Source organism: Brachybacterium nesterenkovii (assembly GCF_900163655.1).
Taxonomy (GTDB): Bacteria; Actinomycetota; Actinomycetes; order Actinomycetales; family Dermabacteraceae; genus Brachybacterium; species Brachybacterium nesterenkovii.
Genome location: NZ_FWFG01000077.1, coordinates 1 through 7,900, shown reverse-complemented (window position 1 = coordinate 7,900; position 7,900 = coordinate 1). Strand labels below are relative to the sequence as shown.

At 73.5% G+C, this 7,900-nt stretch carries 8 protein-coding genes; 6 read left to right on the top strand and 2 right to left on the bottom strand.

Features of this window, described 5'->3' with window-relative positions:
• The first annotated feature begins 118 nt into the window (after positions 1 to 118).
• A complete protein-coding gene (locus FM110_RS08950; protein ID WP_087104424.1) occupies positions 119 to 1,429 on the top strand; it encodes a uracil-xanthine permease family protein in 1,311 nt (436 codons plus the stop codon).
• 184 nt (positions 1,430 to 1,613) lie between these two features.
• The gene (locus FM110_RS08945; protein ID WP_087104426.1) at positions 1,614 to 2,252 is read left to right on the top strand and encodes a DinB family protein; all 639 of its coding nucleotides are present in this window, start codon (positions 1,614 to 1,616) and stop codon (positions 2,250 to 2,252) included.
• Positions 2,253 to 2,342: 90 nt separating this feature from the next.
• On the opposite strand, the gene FM110_RS08940 is transcribed toward FM110_RS08945, so the two are convergent.
• Positions 2,343 to 3,056, bottom strand: coding sequence for a hypothetical protein (locus tag FM110_RS08940; protein ID WP_087104423.1), 714 nt, complete (start codon positions 3,054 to 3,056; stop codon positions 2,343 to 2,345).
• A 132-nt stretch (positions 3,057 to 3,188) separates the two neighbouring features.
• Here FM110_RS08940 and FM110_RS08935 point away from each other — a divergent pair, with 132 nt between their 5' ends.
• Genes FM110_RS08935 through FM110_RS14760 form a run of 3 tightly spaced genes read left to right on the top strand, consistent with a single transcriptional unit; the run spans position 3,189 to position 5,153 of the window.
• A complete protein-coding gene (locus FM110_RS08935) occupies positions 3,189 to 4,028 on the top strand; it encodes a DUF5926 family protein (protein ID WP_087104422.1) in 840 nt (279 codons plus the stop codon).
• Positions 4,025 to 4,987 carry a glycosyltransferase family 2 protein gene (locus FM110_RS08930; protein WP_087104421.1) on the top strand — a complete coding sequence of 321 codons (963 nt, stop codon included), beginning with the start codon at positions 4,025 to 4,027 and terminating at the stop codon, positions 4,985 to 4,987. Before FM110_RS08935 ends, FM110_RS08930 begins: the two co-directional genes overlap by 4 nt.
• Before the next feature lie 37 nt (positions 4,988 to 5,024).
• A complete protein-coding gene (locus FM110_RS14760; RefSeq protein ID WP_268802196.1) occupies positions 5,025 to 5,153 on the top strand; it encodes a hypothetical protein in 129 nt (42 codons plus the stop codon).
• On the opposite strand, the gene FM110_RS08925 is transcribed toward FM110_RS14760, so the two are convergent.
• A complete protein-coding gene (locus tag FM110_RS08925) occupies positions 5,150 to 7,066 on the bottom strand; it encodes a hypothetical protein (RefSeq protein WP_234992118.1) in 1,917 nt (638 codons plus the stop codon). The genes FM110_RS14760 and FM110_RS08925 overlap by 4 nt on opposite strands.
• 259 nt (positions 7,067 to 7,325) lie before the next feature.
• On the opposite strand from FM110_RS08925, the gene FM110_RS08920 reads away from it, so the two are divergent.
• Positions 7,326 to 7,853: a GNAT family N-acetyltransferase gene (locus FM110_RS08920; protein ID WP_087104420.1), complete on the top strand. Its 528-nt coding sequence runs from the start codon at positions 7,326 to 7,328 to the stop codon at positions 7,851 to 7,853.
• The last annotated feature ends 47 nt before the right edge of the window (positions 7,854 to 7,900 follow it).

Genomic DNA, 7,900 nt, shown 5'->3' with positions numbered 1-7,900 from the left:
GGCCGCGCCCCTCCTACCGGCCCCGTCGGGCCCGCACTCGCACCGCGCCCCTCCTACCGGCCCCGTCGGGCCCCCTTCCAACGCTCCCCTCCCTCCTCCTCGCAGACAGGACCCCGCCATGCCCACCCTCCCCTGGACCCTGCACGGCAACGGCCGCACGGTCGCCCCCGGCGCGATCGTCGCCCCCGAGGAGCGCCTCGCCTGGCCGATCACGATCGGCATCGGCGCCCAGCACGTCGTCGCCATGTTCGGCGCCACCTTCCTGGTGCCGCTGCTGACCGGCTTCCCGCCGTCCACCACGCTGCTGTTCTCCGGCATCGGCACGATCCTGTTCCTGCTGATCACCCGCAACCGGGTGCCCAGCTACCTCGGCTCCTCCTTCGCGTTCATCGCGCCGATCACGGCGTCCACCCAGGCGGACTCGCCCGAGGCGGCCCTCGGCGGTGTCCTCGTGATCGGCGTGCTGCTGGCGCTGCTGGGCCTGCTGGTCCAGGCGATCGGCACCCGCTGGATCAGTGCGCTCATGCCGCCGGTGGTGATGGGCTCGATCGTCGCTCTCATCGGCTTCAACCTCGCGCCCACCGCGTACGACAACTTCAAGGTCTCGCCCGTGACCGCGACGATCACCCTGGCCGCCGTCGTGCTGTGCACCGCCCTCTTCCGCGGCATCCTCGGCCGCGTGAGCGTGCTGCTCGGCGTGATCGTCGGCTACATCGTCGCGCGCCTGCGCGGCGAGGTCGATTTCGGGCCGTTCCACGAGGCCGCGTGGCTCGGCCTGCCGCACTTCACGCATCCGACCTTCGAGGTATCCCTGCTGCCGATGTTCCTGCCCGTGATCCTCGTGCTGCTGGCCGAGAACGTCGGCCACGTCTCCAGCGTGGGCCTCATGACCGGCCGCGACCTCGACCACATGGTGGGGCGGACCCTGTTCTCCGACGGCCTCGCCACCACGGTCTCGGCCCTGTTCGGCGGCTCGCCCACCACCACGTACGGGGAGAACATCGGCGTCATGAGCGCCACCCGCGTCTACTCGACGGCCGCCTACTGGGTCGCCGGCATCGTCGCGATCTGCCTGTCGCTGTCGCCGAAGATCGGCGCGCTCATCAACACCATCCCCGCCGGGGTGCTCGGCGGCGTAACGTTCGTGCTGTACGGCCTGATCGGCATCGTCGGCGTGCGCATGTGGGTGGACAACAAGGTCGACTTCTCCCGGCCCAAGAATCAGATCACCGCGGGCGTCGCGCTCGTCGTCGGCATCGCGAACGTGACCTGGGTGTTCGACGGGATCACCCTGACCGGCATCGCGCTCGGCACCGTCGCGGCCCTGGTCATCTACCACCTCATGTCCGGGATCGGTGCGCTGACCGGCACCGACGAGCCCGCTGTGGGCGACGCGGACGCGGAGGCGGAGCTGCCCGCGGGGCGGTGACGTGGCGGACTGGGCGCGCACCCGGGGCCGAGAACGCCGAAACGAACCAGAATCCGCCGCGAGAACGACGGAACGAGCCGCCCAGGTGGCTCGTTTCGTCGATCTCGCGGCGCAGGCGTGACGGGTCGAAGCCTCCGACGAAAACCCGTGGCGTGAACACCGAGGTCACGGCATGCTCACCGTCATGAGCGATTCCGAGCCGAGCAGCCTCCAGCATCACGGCCACCCCGGCGCGCCCCCGGAAGCCGCCACCTCCCCGAGAACGTCACGGACCGTCGAGCCTGCCCATGAGACGTCGGTGATCGTCACCGGGATCGCCGACACCCGCGACGGCGGCCCGAAGCTCGGCGGTGAGCGGGCGGTGCTCGACGCCTGGCTGCGGGACTACCGGCTGAACGCGCTGCTCAAGATCGACGGCCTGACCGCCCAGCAGCTGGCCATGCGCCCGATCCCGCCGTCGGCGCTCAGCCTGCTCGGGATCATCCGCCACCTCACCGAGGTCGAGATGTACTGGCTGCGCGAGGTCCTGCATGGCGAGGAGCTCGAGGACCTCTACTCGACGCCCGAGCATCCCGATGGGGACTTCGACCTCGGGAGCGCTGGTTCCGCAGCTCTCGACGTCGACTGCTACCGACGCGAGACCGCGCGCTGCGCCGAGCTCGCCGCCGCATGGATCGACCTCGACGGGCCGGTCCGCGGGCGGCGCGGCGGTGCGGAGCTGAATCTCCGCTGGATCCTCACCCACCTCATCGAGGAGTACGCCCGCCATCTCGGGCACATGGACCTCCTGCGCGAGGCGATCGACGGCACGACCGGGTACTGAGGCGTCGACGTCCGGGACGCGGTCGGCGACGCGTCGTCATGCATGCGCCGCATCGCCCGGGCCCTGCCGGTGCGGGCGAGCGCGGAAGCGTCAGTGGTGCTCGCGCAGCAGCAGGAGCGACTGCAGCCAGGGTCGGTGCGAGGAGGCCGAAGCGAAGATCCCGTCGCCGATCACCACGAGTCCGGCGATAGCGAGCACGCCGGCGAACAGCATCAGCAGGCCCCGCCGCCGCGGTCCGAAGAAGCGCGCCGCCGCCGTGAGCACGCGCTCGTGCGCCCCGAACAGCGCCGCGATCGTGACGGCCACGATCGGTGCCTGGTAGACGAGGTTCCAGGCGATCAGCAGCAGGAGCCCGAGCGGGAAGGGCCGCACCTGCATCGCCAGACCGATCGCGATCGGGTACGTGGGATCGGCCAGGACGGTCGCGGAGAACAGCATGCCGCCGCCGATGAGCGACGGGATGCGGTCGCGGACCTCGTGGGCGACCACCGGCGGCTTCGGGTGCAGGGCGTTGTGCCGCTGGAGCGCCGCGAAGGCGAGCAGGGCGCACCCCACCGCCATTTCGATCACGATGAGCCAGGTGCGCGAGCCGATGACCGGTGCGAGCATCTCTCCGGCCAGCACCAGCAGGCGCTTGAGCACGATCGTCGCCGCCGTCACCACTGCCGCGTAGCCGCCCAGGAAGTACAGCAGATGCGCCGGGCGCACGCCGCGGCCCAGCATCGTCGCGGCGAGCACGCCGCCCAGGACGTCCATGGTCACGACGGCGAGGCCGAAGAACGCCAGGAGCCCGAGCAACGTCATGCCGCTGAGAGTACCGACGTCGGCGTCGCTCCCGCGTCCGGGGAATCCCCCCGGTCCGCGGTCGCGGCGTCCGCCGAGGGGAGGGGGCGGGCATCCCCCGGAAGGATGATGTCCGCTGTCTAGAATCGGGTCATGCCTGTGACCCACGCAGCCCTCGTCCGCCGCCCGTTCGAGGGCATCCCCGCCGAGCGCGACCTCGTCGCCATGCGCCAGCTGATCCCCGCCGCGACCATGAGCGCGCGCACGACGCCGGAGCACGGGGTCGACGGGAAGGCCGTCGACGTCACCATCGCGACCGTCCTCCCGCTCCTGTGGCCCGCGGTGCGGCGCAGCGACGGCTCCGTGGTCATCGGACTGCAGGCCACGGTCCCCGGCGGCGACCTCTCCCGCGCCTTCGGCCAGGCGATCGTGCAGGCGCTCGCCCTCGAGCCCGGCCAGCCCGTCACCGCGCTCGAGGTCACCGAGGGCTCGCCCCGCCTCCAGGACGTCCTGGACCTGACCGGCGACTTCCCGCTGACCGTCCACGACTCCTTCTCGTTCTGGCTAGACGCGGCCGCCGAGCGCACCGCCGAGGTCGAGGCGGCCCTCGCGCAGTCCGACGAGTCGATCCTCCCGACCGCCGCGATCGAGGGCCTCCCGCACGCCTTCTGGGTCGACGCCGGCTCCAAGGAGCACCTGCGCTGGGTGCTCGACGCCGATGAGGACGCCGTGATCGATGCCGTCGCCCGCCTGCACGCGCGCCGCGCCTCCGGCCTCGGGGACGGCACCCGCTACGTCGGCTCCTTCCGCGCCGAGGGACTCACCGTCCCCGTGTGGGACCTGCCGAAGGGCTTCGGTCCCGAGGGCGTCGAGGCGGCCGCCGCGGATCTGCGGGACCGCTTCGAGAGGGCGCTCGCGACGACGGAGCCGCTGACCGCGCTCGAGCGCCGTGCCCGCGGCGGCATCGTCGCTCGCCAGGTGACGCTGCGATGAGCACGCCGACGGGGGAGGAGAGGGACCGCGTGGATCCCGAGGAGGAGACAGAGCCCGGGACCACGCCGGACGAGCGGCGCGAGGAGCCCGCGCTCCCCCATGTCGAGGGGATCGTCGGCGGCCCGGATCGTCCCACGCACGTGGCTGTCGTGATCCCTGCCAAGGATGAGGCCGAGCGCATCGAGGCGACCGTGCGGGCCGCCGCGGGCATCGAGCTCGTGGACCTCGTGGTGGTCGTGGACGACGGCTCCACCGACGCGACCGCGGCGATCGCCAAGGGCGCCGGCGCCGTCGTCGTGCGCCACCGCTCCAACCAGGGCAAGGCGGCCGCGATGCTGACGGGCGCCCAGCTCGTGGCGCTGCGCGATGAGGCCGAGCGCGCCGACGGCGGCGATCGCTTCTCCGAGGAGCTGCTGGCCGAGCCCCGGGTCGCCGGGCACACCGGCCCCCTGCCGGTGATCGGCGCGGCCGATGCCCCGCCACGCGCCCTGCTGTTCCTCGACGGCGATATGCAGGAGTCCGCCGCCGAGGCCGCCCCGCTGGTGGACGCGGTGCTGCGCGACGGCGTCGACATGGCGATCGCGCTGCTGCCCGCCCAGGAGGGAGCGGCCGGGTTCGGGATGGTCGTGAAGACCTCGCGCGAGGGCATCAAGCGGGCCACCGGCTGGGAGCCGCAGCAGCCGCTGTCGGGCACCCGCTGCATGACCCGGGAGGTGTGGGAGGCGTGCCAGCCCCTGGCCCCGGGCTGGGGCGTGGAGACCTCGCTGTCGATCGACGCCGTCAACGCGGGCTTCTGGGTCAAGGAAGTGCCGTGCGACCTGCATCATCGGGCGACGGGCAAGGACCTGCGCGGCCAGCTGCACCGGGCCGCGCAGCTGCGCGACGTGATGCGGGCCCTCGCTCGGCGGCGGCATGTGCAGCCGCCCGAGATCATCCCCGAGGAGCCGACCGGGGAGTGAGCGGTCCGACGGTGCGGCGCTCGGCGATCATGCGTCCGTGTCCGTGTCCGTGTCCGTGTCCGTGTCCGTGCCCGTGCCCGTGCCCGTGCCCGTGCCCGTGCCCGTGCCCGTGGTGGTCGCGTCCGTGGCGCCCGTGCCTGGGGTCCTCGAGCCGGCGGTGTCCTAGCCTGCGGTCGCCGGGCCGTCCTCGGGGTCCGGAAGCATCGCCGTGAGCAGGCACAGCGTCACGCCGAGGGCCGTCAGCACGAGCACGGCCCCGGTGTCGTTGAGAGCGAAGCCTGCCCACGTGCCGATCGCGAGCGCGATGCGGATCGGCAGCGCCGTCGGATGCCGCTCGTCGAGCGCGGCCAGACGGGCCAGGCGGAACCGCCCCGGCGCGAGCATCGCGACTGTGAGCACGACGGCGAGGACCATGGCGGCGGAGAGCGGCCAGTAGTCCAGGAGCATCCCGATGTTCTGCGCGAGCTTGCGGGAGACGACCGAGGCGAGCTCGCCGGTGAGGATCGCGTCGATGAAGCGTCCCAGATGGCTCCGCTGTTCGGGGGGCCGCAGCCAGTCGAGCAGGGAGATCCCCATGACCAGCGCTGTTCCTCCCGCGCCGAGGGCGAGGACGTGCCACGGCCGCACCCGGATCCCTGAGACCAGCAGGGCGAGGATCCCGAACGTCGGCACGGTCACGAGCATCGAGCCGAAGTCCGCCCCCATCGACGGCGCCACGCAGATCCCGGCGACGACGAGCCCGGTGCCGATCGTCGCCGCAAGGTGCGCCCGCCGCGTGCGGAGCCGGGGCAGGGCAGCCAGGAGCGCGAGCAGGGAGCCTGCCAGGACAGCGCCGAACAGGTGGTTCGAGAGCCCGTAGTAGCGCCCACCCCAGATCGCCTGCGCGCCCAGCGGCGAGCCGAGCTGCAGGCGCGATCCCGTGGCGGACTCGAGCAGCAGGACAGCGGCGATGAGCGCGCCCGCGACGCCCGGCGGGCCCAGGCGCCATCGCCGCCACGGTCCGGCGAGGGCGACCGCCGCGAGCACGGCCGAGCCCGCCCACACCCACGCGGTGAGCGCCCAGACGGGATGCTCGCCGCGCCACCACGGCACAAGCCCGGCGCACAGGCCGACGGGGATCGCGAGCGGAGCGATCGTGACGAGCGCCCGCGCGACGGCGGCCGGACGCGGCCGACGGGCGAGAGCCGGCACCAGCAGCACGATGAGGCCCAGGAGCCCGGGCGCGGTCCAGCTGCCGAGCGCCGGAACGGTCGCGAGGTCGACCAGGCGGGCCGCGCGCGTGCGGTCGAGCGCGATCTGCTGGGCGTCGCCGTCGGCCACCCCGGTCATCGCCTGGCCGGGCAGGGCCGGCGGGATCGGCTCCCCGGCGGCGGCCAGGAGCGTCGGCACCACATCGGTGAGGACGACGACGCCGCGCTGGTGGGTCGCGCCGCTGCTCAGCAGCTCGCCGGGGCGTCCGGAGTCCATGACGGCCTGCAGCTGGGCCGTCTCCGACAGGAGGGCATCCCCGGCGTGCGCCGTCTCGGAGGTCGGCCCGTCCACCGATCCGACGGAGACGAGCAGGGTGCGCGGGAGGTCCGCGGCGGAGCAGCCGCCGGACAGGGCGAGGGCCTCGGCGGCGGCCGCGTCGAGCTCGGTGAGGGCCGCGGTGCGCCCGGGCTCCCCTCGGGCCGGGACGGACGGCAGGTCGAGCACCTGGGGCGGCTCGGGCAGCGAGGCGAGCAGATCGCGCGGCGGATCCGGGATCCCTGCCGACGGCGGCGCCTCGGCGGCCAGGCCGCGGTAGCCCGTGCGGATCGTCTCGGAGCCCTGGGCGCGCGTGGAGACCATCGTCGTGGAGCTCGCGTTCATCGCCGCGACCCCGGAGCGGTCGGCCAGGCACTGCAGGGTTGGTGTCGCCTGTGCCGAGACGTCCTCCCAGGTCAGCCCGGAGGTCACGAGCAGCAGGCGCACGGGATCGGGCACGACGCGGATGTCGTCGGCCCGTGCAGAGCCCAGGGGGGCGGCCAGCAGCGCGACGACGCTCAGCACGAGGGCGAGGAGCATCGCGATGGGGCGCAGGCGGATCGGAACGGGCACGGGGTGATCGTACGAGGCGGGTCTGACAGACGAGGCGGGACTGACGGACGAGCGGGAGCTGCTGCGCGCGAGCACCCTGGAACGGCGCGGGAGCACCCTGGCCTGGCGCGGGAGCACCCCGGAACGGCGCGGGAGCACCCTGGCCTGGCGTGGGAGCACCCTGGCCTGGCGTGGGAGCACCCTGGCCTGGCGCGGGAGTGCTCTAGTTCCTCCGCGGCGTGACGAGCCCTGCTGCGCATCAGCGGGATACCGTGCATCGATGCATGCCTCCCCGCTGCGCGGCCGCCCGCCGAGGATCCGCCTCGTCCCGCTCGGACCCGCTCACCTCGAGCCGATCCTCGCAGGTCAGGACGAGGCGCTCGCCCGGGAGGTCTTCGGGCGGCCCTGGACCCGTGCCGCCCTCGCCGCCTTCCTCACGCGCGCCGAGCGGTGGAGCCCGGACGGACCGATCTGCGAGTGGGCCGCCCTCGATGATCGCGGCCAGCTGATCGGCGGCGGGGGAGTGCATCGCGTCGGCGCCGGGGTCGAACGGGGGCAGGCCGACGTCTCCTACTGGGTGCTCGGCGCGCATCGCGGGCGCGGCTGCGGGCGCGCGGTCGCCGCGGCACTGGTCGAGAACGCCTGCGCGGACGCGAGGACCTGCGAGGTCGTGCTGCGGATCGTCCCGGACAACGCGGCCTCCGCCGCCGTCGCCCGCGGTCTCGGGGCGTGGCCGACCGGGATCATCGAGCGCCATCCGGCTGACGGCGCGCGACGCGTCGAGCGCTGGATCCTGCCTCTGAGCTGAGCTGAGCTGAGCTGAGCTGAGCTGAGCTGAGCTGAGCTGAGCTGAGC